This window comes from Pantoea sp. S-LA4 (assembly GCF_054482835.1).
In genome coordinates this window covers 3,431,837-3,447,764 of sequence record NZ_JBTLRC010000002.1, presented here as the reverse complement: position 1 = coordinate 3,447,764, position 15,928 = coordinate 3,431,837, and the positions used below count along the sequence as shown (strand labels likewise).

Genomic DNA, 15,928 nt, shown 5'->3' with positions numbered 1-15,928 from the left:
CGCCCATCAATGACGCTCTACAAGGTACGGCACAGGCACCAGACCTGCACGCTGGCCGCGCCCTGCGCCAGTAACAGGCGACTGATTTCTTCTGTGGTACTGCCGGTGGTGACCACATCGTCCAGCAGGGCGATATGCCGTCCGCGCACCGCCATTTCAAGGCGGAAAGCACCGCGTAAGTTGCTGCGGCGCTGACGGGCGTTCAGCTGATGCTGTAGCGCCCCTTGTCGCTGACGGTGTAATCCGGTTCCCCACTCACAACCCAGCCAGTGCGCCAGCGGCGCGGCCAGCAGATCGGTCTGATTGTAGCCGCGCTGCCAGCGTCGTCGCCGATGCAGCGGGACCGACAGTAGCAGGTCAGGGCGCGGCAGGTTGCCACGCCGGTAGACATTCAGCCAGCTTAGCAAAAGCAGCCGCGCCAGCATCACCCTGAGTGCGGTTACGCGAGAAAATTTGAGCTGGTTCACCCACAGGCTGAACGGCGGGCGATAGCTGTTAACGCAGATCAGTGCCTGCCACGCGGGTGGCTTCTGCAGGCAGCGTCCGCAGGGCTGCCGCACGTTAGCGGCGGGTAAGCCACAGCGTGGGCAGAGCAGCGGCAAAGCGGGCAACTGGCGCATACAGGGAGTACACAGGCCGTGTTGCGCCATCTGCAACGGTAACCGGCATAGCCAACACAGGGCAGGCATTGATAGCATAGCGACCTCCTTATCACTTTCGGGATAGTAACTGATGACGTCGCTTTACTGGCACACCTGTGGAACAGGGAATGTTGATCTTGTGCTGCTGCACGGATGGGGACTGAATGCGGAAGTCTGGCAGAGCATTATTCCGCGACTCAGCCCGCACTATCGTCTGCATCTGGTCGATCTGCCCGGTTATGGTCGCAGCCAGGCCTTTGGCGCGCTGTCGCTGGCAGAGATGGCGCAGCAGTTGCTGCCTGCGCTGCCTCCGCAGGCGGTGGTTGTCGGCTGGTCACTGGGCGGACTGGTCGCAACCGAGCTGGCGCTGACCGCGCCGCAACGGCTGCGGGCGCTGATTACCGTTGCCTCTTCACCCTGTTTTACCGCGACAGAGAACTGGCCAGGCATCAAACCCGATACGCTGCAAAATTTCCAGCAGCTGCTCAGTAACGATTTTCAGCGCACGGTCGAGCGCTTTCTGGCGTTGCAGACGCTGGGAACAGAGACCGCCCGGGCCGATGCGCGCCGCCTGAAAGAGGTGGTGCTGTCGCAGCCGATGCCGTCGGTGGCGGTGCTGGATGGCGGGCTGGAAATTTTACGGCAGGTTGATCTGCGCGACGCGTTACCGCAGCTATCGCTGCCGTTTCTGCGACTGTATGGCGCGCTGGATGGCCTGGTGCCGCGCAGCATCGCTGCCCGCCTTGACCAGACGCTGCCCGCTTCGCCGTCGTGGGTGATCGACAAGGCGGCCCATGCGCCGTTTATCTCTCATCCTGAGGCGTTTTGTCAGCATATTATGAACTTCATCAACGATTTGCCGACTTAATTGCGCCGGTGACTGGCAAATCTGGCCGCAGCGGCAATACTTCTCTTCGTGAGCAAGGCCGCTGCAATTTTATGTGATTAGTCCCGGACGACTATGCTGTTCCATGCTGCCTTACGCGTTTCGCGGTTGCTTACATCTCACAATGGACCATGAATGAGGGTAAACATAATGAAGGTTTTTAAATGGGTTGTGGCTTCAATGATGATGGGCGCGATTTCATTTTCTGCGATGGCAGCGAAAGAAGTCACCAAAGAAGAAGTTAAAACAATGAACCTGCAGAAGATTGGCACCGTTAACACCACGGCGGAAACCACCTCGCCGATGGATGCGAAAAAAGCGCTGTCTCAGCTGGCTGACGAAAAGGGCGGCAAATATTTCCTGGTCATCGCCGGTCGTGAACACGGTAAATTCAGCGCCACGGCTGACGTCTATAAATAATTAGCGTAGCCACATAAACTGCCAGGCATCCAGCCTCACCGGCTGGGTGCCATCAATCTTCCTGCCGCTCACCACATCCTGCAGCCTATGCGCCACCGGCAACCGGGTTTCAACCGGGCGTCCGCTGAGATTAAACACGCACAGTAATCCCTCGCCACTTTCTGGCTGATGCCGGCGCATCACCAGCAGTGCGTTTTCGCTATCATAAAGCGTCATCGGATTGTCAGGATGAAACGCCGGCTGGCGACGCCGCAGCTGAATCAGCTGACCCAGTTGGGTATAGACCTGATGGCGCAGCCAGTCTTCTCCTGCCAGCGCCGCCTCAATCTGCGTAAGATCGTATTTCTGACGGTTAATCGCCCGGTTATGACCCGCCGCCCGCACGCCATCGTAATGGTTGCGTGAGCCAAGAATGCTTTGAATATAGATAGCCGGCACGCCAGGAAAGGCCAGCAGGATGGCGTGTGCCAGCAGAAAGCGCTGCAGGCGGGTCGCGTCATCGTCGGCTTCACGGTTTAACGCATCCAGATAGGTGACGTTGATTTCATACGGGCTGGTCGTGCCGTCCGGGTTATTTTTGTAGGAAACCAGCGCGCCCTCCAGCGCCAGATCGCGCACCAGCGCCACAATCTCTACCTCGCTCAGAATGCCGCGTGCCGGGTTCAGCCCGATACCATCGTGCGACGCCAGAAAGTTGAAGAAGGTGGTGTCGTTACTGCTGAGATCGAGGCTGCTGGCCCATTGACGCAAGGCGCGCGCCGAGCCGGTATGAATGCCGTGCAGCACCAGCGGCGGCAGGGAGAACTGATAGACCATCTGCGCCTCATCGTGGCCGTTGCCCAGATAGCTGATGTTGTCCTGATGCGGCACGTTGGTCTCGGTGACGATCACCGTACCGGGCGCGACAATATCGGCGATGGCGCGGAACAGTTTCACCAGCTGATGTGTCTTTTCCAGATGAATACAGCGGGTACCGGGCGTTTTCCACATGTAACCGACCGCATCCAGCCGCACATAATCAGCACCGCGTTTCAGGTAGTCGAGCAGCACATTGACCATGCGCAGCAGCACCGCCGGATTGGCAAAGTTGAGATCAATCTGATCGGCGCTGAAGGTGGTCCAGATAAAGCGGGTCTCGCCATCGGCCATCTGAAACGGTGTCAGCAGTGGGGAAGTCCGCGGGCGCGTCACCGCGCTGAGATCGGTGGCGGGTGGCATACTGATGAAGAAGTCATCCCAGCCGGGGTCCTGCGCCAGAAAGTGCCGGAACCAGGCGCTGTGCGACGACATGTGGTTACAGACGAAATCAAACATCAGGCGGGTTTCCTGATGCAGCCGCGCAACGTCCTGCCAGTCGCCACAGATCGGATCGACCTGATGATAATCAATCACCGAGAAGCCATCGTCAGACGACCAGGGGAAGAACGGCAGCAGGTGCACCAGCGGGAAAATCGATTGCAGGTGCTGCTGATAGAAACGGGAAAAAGTGCTGAGCGTTGGCTTATCGGCTTCGCGAAACTGATCGGCGTAACTGATCAGCACCACGTCCTGCTCATCCCAGTGTGCTTTGCGCGGCAGCTTGATGGCATCGCGCGCGTCTGCAATATCCGCCAGCAGCTGCGTACGCGTTGCCTCAGGAAAAGTGCCGGCATAAATCTTATCGATTAGATCGGTGATCGTTTCCATCGTGAGTTGGGTGCCACTGCAGGTGTTGTTTTTATGACAGGCGTCTTTCTAGCGTAGCGCTATGGCGGGGATTTTCCACTGAGGGAGCGAGATTGAAAGGGGGACGACAGGCGTCCCCCTGAAAAACTTAGCGTTTCTTACCGAAGGCGGCCGCCAGCGCATCACCCATCGCGCTGTTACCCGCAGGCTGACTGGCCGGACGGGCGCGTCCTTTACTGGCTGCCGGGCGCTTCTCATCACGCGGCGCAGCGTTCTTCCCGCCACCGCGGGCATTGCCTTCACCGGGCTGCTCATCCAGACGCATCGTCAGGGCAATTCGCTTACGGGGCAGATCGACCTCCATCACCTTTACTTTAACGATATCGCCTGCCTTCACCACCTGATGCGGATCCTCGACGAAGCGGTCGGAGAGCGACGAGATATGCACCAGACCATCCTGATGCACGCCGATGTCGACGAACGCGCCGAAGTTAGTGACGTTGGTCACCGCGCCTTCCAGAATCATGCCTGGCGTCAGATCGTTCAGCGTCTCGACGCCTTCGGCAAACTGCGCGGTTTTAAACTCAGGACGCGGATCGCGGCCCGGCTTCTCCAGCTCTTTCATAATGTCGGTGACGGTCGGTAAACCGAAACGCTCATCGGTGAAATCGTGGGCGCGCAGGTTACGCAAACTGCCGGCGTTCCCCATCAGATCACTCAGCGCCTGTTCGGTGGCAGCCAGAATCCGCTCCACTACCGGATAGGCTTCCGGGTGAACGGTCGAGGCGTCCAGCGGGTTATCGCCGTGGTTGATGCGCAGGAAGCCCGCGCACTGTTCAAAGGCTTTCGGGCCGAGACGGCTGACTTTCAGCAGCTGCTGACGATTCTGGAAACGACCATTTTCATCACGCCAGCCGACAATATTTTGCGCCATCATGCGCGTCAGGCCAGCCACGCGGGTCAGCAATGGCACCGAGGCGGTATTCAGATCGACACCGACGGCGTTCACACAGTCTTCCACCACCGCATCCAGTTTCTTCGCCAGCTGGCTCTGACTGACGTCATGCTGATACTGGCCAACCCCGATCGATTTCGGATCGATCTTCACCAGCTCCGCCAGCGGGTCCTGCAGACGACGGGCAATGGAAACTGCGCCACGCAGCGAGACATCGAGATCCGGAAACTCCAGCGCCGCCAGCTCAGACGCTGAGTAGACCGAGGCACCGGCTTCGCTGACAATCACTTTCTGCGCCGTGACCTTCGGGAACTGCTGTTGCAGATCGAGGAAGAAACGCTCGGTTTCGCGTGAGGCCGTGCCGTTACCGATCGCCACCAGCTCAACCTGATGCTTGATACAGAGTGCGGCGACGGCAGCGGCGGCTTTCGCCGTCTGGCCGGTGTGCGGATAGACGGTATCGGTCGCCACCAGTTTGCCGGTGGCATCCACTACCGCCACTTTGACGCCGGTGCGCAGGCCCGGATCGAGACCCATGGTGGCGCGCATCCCAGCCGGTGCCGCCATCAGCAGATCGTGCAGGTTACGGGCGAAGACGTTGATCGCTTCATCTTCAGCACGCTCACGAACCGTGCCCATCAGCTCGGTTTCCAGATGCAGCATCACCTTGATGCGCCAGGTCCAGCTCACCACCGCTTTACGCCAGCTATCGGCCGGGGCGTTATTCAGGCGCAGGTTGAGGTGCTCCGCAATCAGCGTTTCGCCATAGCTTTCACGCGGCGCTTCATCAAACTGCGGATCGGCGTTGAGCGACAGTTGCAGTACACCTTCATTGCGGCCACGCAGCATCGCCAGCGCACGGTGTGACGGCACGCTGCTCAGCGCTTCATGGTGATCAAAATAGTCGCGGAACTTGGCCCCGGCTTCCTCTTTGCCTTCCACCACGCGTGAGACCAGATGGGCATTCTTCCATAGGTAGTTACGCACTTTCGCCAGCAGCGTCGCATCTTCGGCGAAACGCTCCATCAGAATGTAGCGGGCACCGTCCAGCGCGGCGCGCACGTCGGCAACGCCTTTATCCGCATCGACGTAGCGCTCAGCCAGCTGCTCCGGCTGGTGGGATGGGTCCTGCCACAGCGTCTCCGCCAGCGGTTCCAGACCGGCTTCAATCGCGATCTGGCCGCGGGTGCGGCGTTTCGGTTTATAGGGCAGGTAGAGATCTTCAAGCTCGGTTTTGCTGAGGGTAGTGTTGATGGCGCGCGCGAGGTCGTCGGTGAGTTTTCCCTGCTCATCAATCGACTTCAGAATCGACTGACGGCGCTCTTCAAGTTCACGCAGATAGCTGAGGCGGGTTTCCAGCTGGCGCAGTTGGGTATCATCCAGCCCACCGGTGACCTCTTTACGATAACGTGCGATAAACGGCACGGTATTCCCTTCATCCAACAGGCGAACGGCGGCGTCAACTTGCTCTGCCCGCGCCTGTAGCTCGCTGGCAATTATCTGGCTCAGAACTTTCATCATCAGGACTGTCTTGCTTTCCGGGTTGAGAAATAGCGGACAGTTATACGGATTGATGGTTGAAATTGCCAGAGATGCGGGCGGCTTTCAGCGATATTCTGAATCGCTATTGCTGATAGCGGATTTCGTTGACGTACCACAGCGCCGGACCGGCTGGCGTCTCAACGGTAGCGGCATCGCCGACCTCTTTTTTCAGCAGGGCGCGCGCCATTGGCGAGTCGATGGAGATGTAATCTTTGCGGCCAAAAATCTCATCATAGCCGACGATGCGGAAGCGCTTGATGTCACCGTCATCGTTTTCAATTTCGACCCAGGCACCAAAGAAGACTTTGCCATCCTGCTGCGGTGAGTAATCCACAATCCGCAACTGCTCCAGGCTTTTGGTCAGATAGCGAACGCGGCGGTCAATTTCACGCAGGCGCTTTTTATTGTACTGATAATCGGCATTTTCACTGCGGTCGCCGAGGCTGGCGGCCCAGGTGACTTTTTTGGTCACTTCCGGTCGCTCTTCACGCCACAGGTAATCGAGTTCTGCTTTCAGCTTATCGAAGCCTTCGCGGGTAATCAGTCGGGTTTTCATGCTGCACTGGCCAGAAAAAATCAAAGAGCGTCAGTGTAAGGCAAAGGGGGCGTGGCAAAAAAGAGTCGGGGAAAGGGTTTTTAAAGTCTAAAAACCCACGTTGACTTCCCCGGCGGCGAAAAGGGTTGCTGCAAAAGTGTGTTCTGAAGCCAATAGCGGCTGAGGCCAATCGAGCAGAGGGTAAAAATTATTTTCCGGCGTGCGTCGCCGTGGTGGTTGAGGTGCTGCCGTGTCCGTCTCCGCCACCGCCCGCAGTAGCCAGCGCTACGCCGAGCAGTGCCGCAACCGCGCCCACGCCGATGGCATTTGAGTTGCCCTGTGCGGTGGTCGTCGCCTGAGCGCCCGCCGCTTCACCGGTAGCGGTAGCGGCATAAACCGGGCTGACGCTCGCTAATGCCAGCGCGCTGAGCAGTAAAATTGTTTTTTTCATTGTGTTATCCCCGTTGAGACGTCAATTGATGCCAGAGCAGTCTGGTTGAAATTATTCGGGGCGAAAAGTTGGCTTTACTGATTGATTTAACGCACTTTAATTTTCACTGGCCTTGCGAATGAGGCGAATCCAATTAATCCGAGAGGAGTCAGGCGGCAATAAGCCGTTTGCTGGAATTTTATGCTGTGAATCTTGCAATGCTGTAGATTATCTGGAGCTAATCAATAATGATGGCTGATGTTTAAGTCAAATTATCTGATAACCTGCTGAAATTGCTCACTGAATAAACGCTGGCGCGCTTCTGACGCCAGCAATGAAGAGAAATTTCGCCAAAATTTCGGAATTGCCGTAACGCTTTGCTAACAGGGTGAAAAGGGTTATATCCCGGTCCTGATGCGCGTAAATTAAATATAAGCTGCTGTTTAATATGCTTTGTAACAATTTTGGCTAGAATATAAACCATTAATGACTGTCACTATAAGGCATCTTTTTTTAACAATGTTGGCTCAGGCAATAGCGCCTTTGGGAGTTGAAAATGCAAGAGAACTACAAAATTCTGGTCGTCGATGATGATATGCGTCTGCGTGCACTACTTGAACGCTATCTCACCGAGCAGGGCTTTCAGGTGCGCAGTGTTGCTAACGCCGAGCAGATGGACCGTTTGTTAACCCGTGAATCTTTTCATCTGATGGTGCTTGATCTGATGTTGCCAGGCGAAGATGGTCTCTCGATCTGTCGTCGTCTGCGCAGCCAGAGCAACCCGATGCCGATCATTATGGTGACCGCCAAGGGCGAAGAAGTGGATCGTATTGTCGGGCTGGAAATCGGCGCGGATGACTACATTCCAAAACCCTTTAACCCGCGTGAGCTGCTGGCCCGTATCCGGGCGGTGCTGCGTCGTCAGGCTAATGAGCTGCCGGGCGCGCCTTCGCAGGAAGAGGCGGTTATCGCCTTTGGTAAGTTCAAACTTAACCTCGGTACCCGTGAAATGTTCCGCGAAGATGAGCCAATGCCGCTCACCAGCGGTGAGTTCGCGGTGCTGAAAGCGCTGGTCAGCCATCCGCGCGAGCCACTGTCGCGTGACAAGCTGATGAACCTGGCGCGAGGCCGTGAATACAGCGCCATGGAACGTTCGATCGATGTCCAGATCTCCCGCCTGCGCCGCATGGTGGAAGAGGACCCGGCGCATCCGCGTTATATCCAGACCGTCTGGGGCCTGGGCTACGTCTTTGTGCCGGACGGCAGTAAAGCATGAGGCGACTGCGCTTCTCGCCACGCAGTTCGTTTGCCCGCACCTTGCTGTTGATCGTGACCCTGCTGTTTGTCAGCCTGGTCACGACCTACCTGGTGGTGCTGAACTTCGCCATTCTTCCCAGTCTGCAACAGTTCAATAAGGTGCTGGCCTACGAAGTGCGTATGCTGATGACCGACCGGCTGCAGCTGGAGGATGGCACGCAGCTGGAAGTGCCACCGGCGTTTCGCCGGGAAATCTACCGCGAACTGGGGATCTCGCTCTATACCAATGCAGCAGCAGAGGAGAGCGGATTGCGATGGGCGCAGCACTATGAATTTCTGAGCGAGCAGATGGGCCAGCAGCTTGGTGGTCCAACCGACGTGCGGGTTGAAGTAAACAAGAATTCGCCGGTGGTGTGGCTGAAAACCTGGCTGTCACCGGACATCTGGGTGCGGGTGCCGCTGACCGAAATTCATCAGGGCGACTTCTCACCGCTGTTCCGCTATACCCTGGCAATTATGCTGCTGGCGATCGGCGGGGCCTGGCTGTTTATCCGTATTCAGAACCGACCGCTGGTGGATCTGGAGCACGCCGCTCTGCAGGTCGGACGCGGGATTATTCCGCCGCCGCTGCGCGAATATGGCGCCTCGGAGGTGCGGTCGGTGACGCGTGCCTTTAACCAGATGGCCGCCGGCGTGAAGCAGCTGGCAGACGATCGCACGCTGTTAATGGCGGGCGTCAGCCACGATCTGCGTACGCCACTGACCCGCATTCGTCTCGCCACTGAGATGATGAGCGAGCAGGATGGCTATCTGGCCGAGTCGATCAATAAAGATATCGAAGAGTGCAACGCCATTATCGAGCAGTTCATCGACTACCTGCGTACCGGTCAGGAGATGCAGACCGAGCGGGCCGATCTCAACAGCGTACTGGGTGAGGTGGTCGCCGCCGAGAGCGGCTATGAACGTGAGATTGAAAACGCGGTGATGCCGGAAGAGTTAATGCTGGATATCAACCCGCTGTCGATCAAGCGGGCGCTGGCCAATCTGGTGGTGAATGCGGCACGTTACGGTAATGGCTGGATCAAGGTCAGCAGCGGACGGGAACTGCATCGCGCCTGGTTTCAGGTGGAAGATGACGGGCCGGGCATCAAGCCGGATCAGCTGGCGCATCTGTTCCAGCCGTTTGTACGCGGTGACAGCGCCCGCAGCACCAGCGGTACCGGGCTGGGACTGGCGATTGTTCAACGGATTATCGATGCGCATCAGGGATCGCTGGAGATTGGCGAGAGCGAACGCGGCGGGTTACGGATTCGTGCCTGGCTGCCGTTAGCGGAAACCCTGGCGCTGAGCCACAACACCAGCAGTAACAGCGTCTCAGGCTGATAAAAAAACGGCGCGGCATGAACACCGCGCCGATTTTTTAGCGTTGCGGACCGGCTTTCACCAGTGCGGCACCGGCTTCGTTATCGGTATATTTGGCGAAATTATCAATAAACCGCTGCGCCAGACCTTCGGCGGCCGCGGTCCACTTCTCCTCGCTTTCCCAGCCGCGACGCGGATCGAGCATTTCGGCATCCAGTTCGCCCAGGCTGACCGGCATCTGCAGATTAAAAATCGGCAGCGTTTCGGTCGGCGCATCATCCAGTTCACCCGCCAGAATCGCGTTGATGATGGCGCGGGTATTCTTCAGGGAGATGCGTTTGCCGCTGCCGTTCCAGCCGGTATTAACCAGATAAGCCTGCGCACCGGCGGCTTCCATTCGCTTCACCAGCACTTCAGCGTATTGCGTCGGATGCAGCGTCAGGAACGCCGCGCCAAAGCAGGCGGAGAAGGTCGGGGTTGGTTCGGTAACGCCGCGCTCGGTGCCTGCCAGTTTTGCGGTAAAGCCCGACAGGAAATGGTACTGAGTCTGTTCAGGCGTCAGGCGTGAAACCGGCGGCAGCACGCCAAAGGCATCGGCGGTCAGGAAGATCACTTTCTTGGCGTGGCCCGCTTTAGAGACCGGCCGCACAATATTGTCGATGTGGTTAATCGGATAGGAGACGCGGGTATTTTCCGTTTTGCTGCCGTCGGCGTAATCGACGCTGCCATCTTCGCGCACCACCACGTTTTCCAGCAGCGCATTGCGGCGAATCGCCCGGTAGATCTCCGGCTCGGCCTGCTCAGAAAGATTGATGGTTTTGGCGTAGCAGCCGCCTTCAAAGTTAAATACGCCGTCGTCGTCCCAGCCGTGCTCATCATCGCCAATCAGCTGACGATCAGGATCGGTAGAGAGTGTGGTTTTGCCGGTGCCGGAGAGGCCAAAGAATACCGCGACATCGCCCGCTTTGCCGACGTTGGCGGAACAGTGCATTGAAGCAATGCCTTTCAGCGGCAGCAGGTAGTTCATGACGGCAAACAGCCCTTTCTTCATTTCGCCGCCGTACCAGGTGCCGCCGATCAGCTGCATACGCTCAGTCAGGTTGAAGGCAACGAAGTTCTCTGAATGCAGCCCCTGTGCCTGCCAGTCCGGGTTGGTGCATTTCGCGCCGTTCATCACCACGAAGTCGGGCGTGAAACCAGCCAGCTCCGCCTCATCCGGCTGGATAAACATGTTTTTCACGAAGTGCGCCTGCCAGGCAACCTCGGTGACGAAGCGCACGCTCAGACGGGAATCGGCATTGGCACCGCAGAAGGCATCCACCACAAACAGACGTTTGCCGGAAAGCTGCCGGGTGACGCAGCCTTTCAGCGCGTTCCAGGTCTCCTGCGACAGCGGCTGATTGTCATTTTTGCCGGTGCCCTGATCGTTCCACCACAGGGTATCGCGCGTGGTGTCGTCACGCACAATGTACTTATCCTTTGGCGATCGCCCGGTGAAAATGCCGGTATCCACCGCAATCGCGCCGCTCTGCGTCAGGGTGCCGCGTGCAAAACCGTCGAGGTCCGGGCGTGTCTCTTCCTGAAACAGCGTATCGTAATCAGGGTTGTAGACCACTTCCGTGGTATCCACGATGCCCAAAGCGGCAAGGTCTTGCGAGGTCAGGCCGTTAACGCGCATTTTACTGCTCCTTAAATCGGTGTCTGTTCTGCAAAGCAGAGATAGGTTGGGATCGTGCCGCCAGGCACCCTCGCTGAAGATTCACAGCGCGTCGCCAGCTTGCCGCGTCCGGATAGCTCGCCGGTTCAGGCATCTGCCTCGGGATGATGGGCGGATGCACGATCGCGCGCAGTTTACTCCTCTGCGTTTCGGGAAAAAGTCTGGCGATCTAAAAATGCGACTCAGGGCGCGTTAAGACTATGTTTCGAACGTTTTGAAGATGTTATGAAAGTAAAAAAAGATAATTTTTCAAGAAAATTATGGGGATAGGCGGAGCGGGGAGGGAAAGGGCGGCGAATGCCGCCCGATAAATCAGTGCAGACGGTCGCTGTTTTCCAGCGAATGGCTACGGATGCCCGCAATATCCACCGCGTCAAACACATAGTTCGAGCCGCAGTAATCGCAGTGCATATCGATTTTGCCATCTTCCGCGATGATCTCATCGACCTCTTCCTGCGGCAGCGTTTTCAGCACTTCGCCACAGCGCTCACGCGAACAGGTACATTTGTAGATCACCGGTTGCGGATCGTAGAGCGTCGCTTCTTCCTGATGATAAAGACGCCACAGCACTTCATTGGCCGGCAGATCGATCAGCTCATCGGTTTTGATGGTTTCGGTCAGCGTCGCCAGATGGTCGAACGCCTCTTTCTCAGTTTCCTGCGCTGGCATCACCTGCAACAGAATACCGGCTGCGCCTTTCTCGCTGGTACGGATAAACAACCGCGTCGGCAGCTGCTCGGAACGCATAAAGTAATCTTCCAGGCATTCGGCCAGCGTTTCGCCTTCCAGCCCGACCACGCCCTGATAGCGTTCGCCTTTCTCCGGAGAGATAGTGATCACCAGATAGCCGTTACCGACCATGCTTTTCAGCGTGCTGTCGGCCGGAATATCGCCTTTGATCCGCGCCACGCCGCGCAGCTCCTGGTTGTTGTTGCCGTTAATCACCGCCAGGGATAACGGGCCGTCACCCTGCAACTGCACGGTGATTTCGCCGTCAAACTTCAGCGTGGCGGTCAGCAGGCTGGTCGCCACCAGCATCTCACCCAGCAGGGTATTCACCGCCGCCGGATAGTCGTGGTTCTTCACGGTTTCGCGCCAGGTGTTGGAGACATTCACCAGCTCGCCACGTACCGCGGCATTTTCAAACAGATAACGGTGCAGTTGATCCTGGACTGACATATTTTTTTCTCTCGTTGGGGCGGGGCGGTGACGCGTCAGCAAAGACGGCGCTACTCATCGCCCGATAATTTAAACTTCATCAAATCGCGACGCTCTTTCTTATCAGGTCGCCGATCGGGATGTGGCATTGTCAGGGCATTCATCTTGCGCGCCTGCGCCACTTTCTCGCGTTTTTCGATGCTGGCATCCGTTTCCCGGTAGAGCTGCTGGGCTTCGCTGGCCGGACGGCGTTGACTACTGATTTCTGCCACCACCACCGTACGTTCATCGTTGCCCTGCCGCAGGGTCAGCTCCGCATTCAGCTCCACCAGCTTGCCGGGTTTGCTGCGCTGACCGTTGTAATGCACTTTGCCGCCTTCAATCATCTCGCGCGCCAGCGCACGGGTTTTATAAAAGCGGGCTGCCCACAGCCACTTATCGAGGCGCACGCCTTCGCTGCTTTTCTCTTTCATTGCTGCTCCTGCTTCAGATCAGCGTCTGGTAATCGCTCACCGCGACGTGACGCTCGAAGATTTGCTCAGGACGGCCCGAATCGGGATTACTCACGCCTAAGCACCAGCCGATGCCCGCTAACTTCGCCGCATCCAGAATCACTTCGTTGTCATCGATAAACAGCGTACGCCGCGCACAATAGCCAGTGTGCTGTTGTACCGCCTGCCATAAACGTTGGTCTTCTTTCGGATACCCAAAGGTATGGGTAGAAAGTAATAAATCAAGGTGTGGCGCTAAACCGGTCTGCGCCAGTTTGACGTCCAGATTGTAAGGATGCGCGTTGGTAAGCAGGATGGTGCGCTTGCCTGCGCCTCGCAACGCCTGCAGAAACGGCAGCGTATCGGGGCGAAGCGCCACGCGGCTGCGCAGTTCCCAGGTCATGGTGCGGATATCCAGCGCCAGCGCCTGCGCCCAGTAATCCAGACAATACCAGTTTAGCGTATGGGCTACGGCCTGATACTTTTCCGCGATGATCTGATCCGCTTCCGCCAGCGTGATGCCGCGCTGCTGGCTGAGTAGTGCAGGCACATGCTCCAGCCAGAAATGACGATCAAACGCCAGATCCAGCAGCGTGCCATCCATATCCAGCAGTACGGTATCAATCTCAGACCAGTCGAACGTCATGGTGTCTCACCCTGTAAAAAACCGGGCGACAGGGTAGCACAGAAGGGCAGGGCTCAGAATAACGAGCGCACGCCCTGCAAAGTGCCGAGGTTATGGTTGAAGCACTTGTCGTAATAGTGCTGGATGTCGGTCATCCGCTGGCGATTACGGTGCATACGACGCAGGGCCAGCAGTCCGTTGATCAGCGCGCAGGTCACCAGCACCAGCAGCAGCAGCGCGGTACCGAGATAGCGCCACTGCGCCATCGCATCCGGCTCATTGTGCAGTGCAATGTGCCGCGTGCCGTTGGCATCGGTCGACAGGCTGGTGATGATGCCACTGGCGCTGAACGGCGTATGCAGCAGCATGGCGGACATCCGCTGCAGTTCGCGCCATTGCGACGGCGGATCGAGGTCAAACAGCGAGACCGTTGGCTGAGGCTGATTCACCAGCTGGCGTCCCTCATCGCTGATAATCAGGAAGCCGCCCGGTGGCGGGCTGTTGAGGTTTTCCGCTGCCCGTCGGGTTTCACGAAAGAAGAAGGTCGAGGTGGCGGTATTCACCAGATTTTCCAGCGCTTCGGCACTCACCGGGCGCAGCAACACATTCATCCCGTTCAGCTGGCCGGAGTCGGCACGGCGCACCAGCGCTTCCCAGTCTTTGGCGTTGCCTAAATTCACCAGCGCATTCTTCAGCCGGACGCAATCCTGCGGCTGATTACACAAGTCCTGGGTTTTCATCACCAGATCGGAGAAGTCATCCAGCAGGATCATGCCGGATTTCTGAATCGCTGAGGCCAGTTGCGGATTCAGCTTAGGATCGGTGTTGGTTTCCGGGTGTAGCTGCCGGGTGGTGGTCTCCAGCAGGGCTGCCGCCTTATCAATGATGTCCGATTGCGGCTGCGGCAGCGGTGTGGCGTTATTCCAGTAGACCGCGGAGCAGTCGAACGGCATAAAGGCGTAGCTGCGGTTACTCTGGTAGTTATCCGGAACCGAACACATGCCATTGCCGGTCACTTTCAGGTTGTCACCGATATTCAGGGCGACGCCGCTGAGCTTGTCTACGCTGCTCACTTCCAGGCTGTCGGTGCCTCTGGCCCAGGCCAGGCTGAGCTTAATCGGCATACTGAGCGGGATCCAGGTTACCAGCAGCGCCAGCACGGTTAACGATCCGCAGGCCAGCACCACGTTTTTACGCCAGCGCTGAATAGGAAAATTTTTCACCTCATCCTGCAGCGACAGGAACCGGCCCTGACGCACCACCTGACGGTTCAGGTAGATCTCCACGTCGGTCACCTGACCGAGATCGTGGGCCACGTAGGGTTGCCAGTGCGGTGGATAAGCGAGATCGATAATCCCCAGCGTGATGTTGCTCTGCTCCTGATTAGACTCACTGAACAGGCCCCAGCGCTTAGGTGCGCCGCGCAGACAGTGAATGTCACGCAGGCCGCGTTCACCAGGAATGCGGTAGAGCAGCCACAGGCTGGCGGCGATCATCGCCGCGCCAGCCAGCACCAGCCAGATCATGAACGTCGCCGGCACCAGCAGGCTGAAGAAGAATAACAACAGGGCGAGCGAGATAATGACCGCTTCACGCGTGCCATCCGGACGCGACAGGCGATACTCTTCTGGCGTCTCTTTACGCACCTTCAGCAGCTCAACGCTTTCGGTTTCTGCTTTACGGATGGAGGCATTGGTCGAGACCGGGCGCATCAGCGTCGGCAGGCTTTGCTGATCAACGGCGTAATCGACCAGAGAATGACCGTTTAATGAGATCACCAGCGGAATCGATTGAGTGCGAATCAGTTCAACGTAGTTTTCATCGGTGATGTACTGCTCCCACAGCGGCGGCAGATGCACTTCGACTTCGTCGAGGTAGTAGCGCCATTTATGGGGATCGTCGGTCGACAGGCCGTAGCGGGTAATCGCACGGGTGACCGGATAGACATTATTACTTTGTGCAGTCAGGGTCAGACGGTCAGGCGCAGCGCGTTTGTCCGTCGAGACGGCAGTACGCGGCTGTTTTTCCAGCGCAGCAACATACTTATCTACCGCTTTGCGCTCCTGATCGGAGAGTTTGCGGCAGGGCGGACTGATAAATGGCAGCGGTTTCGCCAACGGCGGACGATGCCGCATAGCGTACCAAAACCCAATGCCTGCCAGGATTGAACAGGTTAGCACTATGGCCAATATCGTAAAGATTGTGCTCATGCTCTGCTCAATTCAGCCAAAATGCTGCCTTCAC

The 15,928-nt window shown here is 57.6% G+C and carries 14 protein-coding genes; 4 read left to right on the top strand and 10 right to left on the bottom strand.

Annotated features, from left to right (window positions below; all coding sequences use genetic code 11):
- Positions 1–17: 17 nt before the first annotated feature.
- Positions 18–698 carry a DNA utilization protein GntX gene (gene gntX / locus ACX3P5_RS17110; protein WP_458969029.1) on the bottom strand — a complete coding sequence of 227 codons (681 nt, stop codon included), beginning with the start codon at positions 696–698 and terminating at the stop codon, positions 18–20.
- 34 nt (positions 699–732) lie between these two features.
- Here gntX and bioH point away from each other — a divergent pair, with 34 nt between their 5' ends.
- Positions 733–1,509, top strand: coding sequence for a pimeloyl-ACP methyl ester esterase BioH (gene bioH / locus ACX3P5_RS17105; protein WP_233986904.1), 777 nt, complete (start codon positions 733–735; stop codon positions 1,507–1,509).
- 168 nt (positions 1,510–1,677) lie between these two features.
- Positions 1,678–1,947 carry a YdgH/BhsA/McbA-like domain containing protein gene (locus ACX3P5_RS17100; RefSeq protein WP_233986905.1) on the top strand — a complete coding sequence of 90 codons (270 nt, stop codon included), beginning with the start codon at positions 1,678–1,680 and terminating at the stop codon, positions 1,945–1,947.
- Here ACX3P5_RS17100 and ACX3P5_RS17095 read toward each other — a convergent pair whose 3' ends face one another.
- From ACX3P5_RS17095 to yjbE, 4 genes are all read right to left on the bottom strand, one after another.
- Positions 1,948–3,633 (bottom strand): alpha-amylase family glycosyl hydrolase, encoded by a 1,686-nt coding sequence (locus ACX3P5_RS17095; protein ID WP_458969028.1) that lies wholly within the window; start codon positions 3,631–3,633, stop codon positions 1,948–1,950. It abuts the gene before it with no gap.
- 127 nt (positions 3,634–3,760) lie between these two features.
- The gene (locus ACX3P5_RS17090; RefSeq protein ID WP_233986907.1) at positions 3,761–6,088 is read right to left on the bottom strand and encodes a Tex family protein; all 2,328 of its coding nucleotides are present in this window, start codon (positions 6,086–6,088) and stop codon (positions 3,761–3,763) included.
- A gap of 103 nt (positions 6,089–6,191) precedes the next feature.
- Positions 6,192–6,665, bottom strand: a complete 474-nt coding sequence (gene greB / locus ACX3P5_RS17085) for a transcription elongation factor GreB (RefSeq protein ID WP_233986908.1) — start codon at positions 6,663–6,665, stop codon at positions 6,192–6,194.
- 187 nt (positions 6,666–6,852) lie between these two features.
- Entirely contained in the window at positions 6,853–7,095 is a 243-nt protein-coding gene (gene yjbE, locus ACX3P5_RS17080; protein ID WP_233986909.1) for an exopolysaccharide production protein YjbE, read from the bottom strand.
- Between the two features lie 535 nt (positions 7,096–7,630).
- Here yjbE and ompR point away from each other — a divergent pair.
- Together ompR and envZ are read left to right on the top strand one after the other, a co-directional pair.
- Entirely contained in the window at positions 7,631–8,350 is a 720-nt protein-coding gene (ompR, locus tag ACX3P5_RS17075) for an osmolarity response regulator transcription factor OmpR (protein ID WP_001157751.1), read from the top strand.
- A complete protein-coding gene (gene envZ, locus ACX3P5_RS17070; RefSeq protein ID WP_233986911.1) occupies positions 8,347–9,714 on the top strand; it encodes a two-component system sensor histidine kinase EnvZ in 1,368 nt (455 codons plus the stop codon). The genes ompR and envZ overlap by 4 nt, the downstream gene beginning before the upstream one ends.
- 37 nt (positions 9,715–9,751) lie before the next feature.
- Here envZ and pckA read toward each other — a convergent pair whose 3' ends face one another.
- The 5 genes from pckA to ACX3P5_RS17045 form a co-directional block, all read right to left on the bottom strand.
- Positions 9,752–11,371: a phosphoenolpyruvate carboxykinase (ATP) gene (gene pckA / locus ACX3P5_RS17065; RefSeq protein WP_458969027.1), complete on the bottom strand. Its 1,620-nt coding sequence runs from the start codon at positions 11,369–11,371 to the stop codon at positions 9,752–9,754.
- A gap of 351 nt (positions 11,372–11,722) precedes the next feature.
- Positions 11,723–12,589 carry an Hsp33 family molecular chaperone HslO gene (hslO, locus tag ACX3P5_RS17060; protein WP_233986913.1) on the bottom strand — a complete coding sequence of 289 codons (867 nt, stop codon included), beginning with the start codon at positions 12,587–12,589 and terminating at the stop codon, positions 11,723–11,725.
- Positions 12,590–12,639: 50 nt separating this feature from the next.
- On the bottom strand, positions 12,640–13,041 hold the full coding sequence (gene hslR, locus ACX3P5_RS17055) for a ribosome-associated heat shock protein Hsp15 (RefSeq protein ID WP_233986914.1): 402 nt from the start codon (positions 13,039–13,041) through the stop codon (positions 12,640–12,642).
- 13 nt (positions 13,042–13,054) lie between these two features.
- Positions 13,055–13,705: a GMP/IMP nucleotidase gene (gene yrfG, locus ACX3P5_RS17050; protein WP_233986915.1), complete on the bottom strand. Its 651-nt coding sequence runs from the start codon at positions 13,703–13,705 to the stop codon at positions 13,055–13,057.
- 53 nt (positions 13,706–13,758) lie between these two features.
- Positions 13,759–15,894 carry an intracellular growth attenuator family protein gene (locus tag ACX3P5_RS17045; protein ID WP_233986916.1) on the bottom strand — a complete coding sequence of 712 codons (2,136 nt, stop codon included), beginning with the start codon at positions 15,892–15,894 and terminating at the stop codon, positions 13,759–13,761.
- Positions 15,895–15,928 lie beyond the last annotated feature (34 nt).